The organism is Microseira wollei NIES-4236, from assembly GCF_020521235.1.
In the GTDB taxonomy this organism is placed as follows: domain Bacteria; phylum Cyanobacteriota; class Cyanobacteriia; order Cyanobacteriales; family Aerosakkonemataceae; genus Microseira; species Microseira wollei.
Genome location: NZ_BLAY01000432.1, coordinates 1 through 1,463, shown reverse-complemented (window position 1 = coordinate 1,463; position 1,463 = coordinate 1). Strand labels below are relative to the sequence as shown.

2 protein-coding genes are annotated in these 1,463 nt (G+C 46.8%); both read left to right on the top strand.

Features of this window, described 5'->3' with window-relative positions:
- Nucleotides 1-584, top strand: a 584-nt coding sequence (locus MiSe_RS49045) for an acyl carrier protein (protein ID WP_226594802.1), incomplete at its 5' end; no start/stop codon positions are given.
- 11 nt (nucleotides 585-595) lie between these two features.
- Nucleotides 596-1,463 (top strand): beta-ketoacyl synthase N-terminal-like domain-containing protein (locus MiSe_RS49040; RefSeq protein ID WP_307731697.1); only part of this gene is annotated, 868 nt, incomplete at its 3' end.

Genomic DNA, 1,463 nt, shown 5'->3' with positions numbered 1-1,463 from the left:
TAGAACGGGGATTAGTGGCGCTGGAGCAATTGTTAAACCAGTCGGCCAGCCAAGTTGGGGTGATGCCAATTAACTGGTCACAGTTGATTGCGACATCGGCTTTGACATCGCCGTTTTTTGCTAACTTCACTCAGTTAGGGGTTAAGAACAAAGAGCCACAAGCTGAGTTCCGCGCTCGATTAGAAGCGGCAAATGTGAATGAACGCAGGCAGCTTTTGATTAATCACATTCGCTCGGAGGTAGGGAAAGTAATTGGCTGGGATGTATCGCAAACAATAGACCTACAGCAAGGTTTTTTTGAGTTAGGCATGGATTCGTTAACATCTGTAGAGCTGAGAAATTCCCTGCAAAAGAGTTTGGGTTGCTTTTTGCCTTCTAGCTTGACTTTTACCTATCCCACAGTCACAAAGCTGGTTGATTACCTAGCCAAAGAAGTGCTATTGTTAGATTCTGGTGTGGAATTGAATGGAGAATCGCCAACCACTGACCAGGAGAAAGTTCCAACCAATTCCTATGTGGAAGATTTATCCGATAGCGAAGCTGAAGCTTTGCTGCTGCAAAAATTGGAAAGCATTAATTACTAAAATCTAAAATTATGAATTTAGAAGCAGGTCAGTCAATTTCTCCAATCAAACGAGCGCTTCGAGCTGTAGAGGATATGCAAGCCAAGCTTGAAGCTGTGGAAAAAGCCAAAAAAGAGCCGCTGGCGATTGTGGGTATGGGTTGCCGATTTCCTGGAGGTGCTAACAACCCAGAAGCATTCTGGCAACTGTTGCGCGATGGAGTAGATGCAGTCACGGAAGTGCCAGCTAATCGCTGGAATATTGATGCTTTCTACGACCCAGATCCAGATGCTCCGGGAAAAATGTACACTCGCTATGGTGGGTTTGTCAGTCAGTTAGAAGAATTCGACGCCCAGTTTTTCGGTATTTCGCCCAGAGAGATGGTTAGCCTTGACCCCCAGCAACGTTTGCTGTTAGAGGTCAGTTGGGAAGCACTGGAAAATGCTGCTATTAAACCTGACCGACTGTTTGACAGTCAAACCGGAGTCTTCGTTGGCATCTCTAACAATGACTATGGACGACGCTTGTTGACCACAGAAGTGAGGGAGATTGATGCTTACGTGGGTACAGGCAATGCTTTGAGTGTGGCAGCAGGACGTTTGTCCTATATTCTGGGTCTAACTGGGCCATGCTTGGCAGTGGATACAGCTTGCTCCTCTTCTTTAGTGGCAGTTCATTTGGCTTGTCAAAGTCTACGTAACCGGGAGTGCGATTTAGCTCTAGCTGGCGGTGTGAACATCATGGTTTCGCCAGAATTAAGTATTAATTTCTCGAAAGCCAGGATGCTGTCACCTGATGGGCGTTGCAAAACCTTCGATGAGTCAGCCGACGGCTATGTGCGTGGCGAGGGATGTGGGGTGATTGTCCTGAAGCGTCTATCTGATGCCATCAAAGACAAAG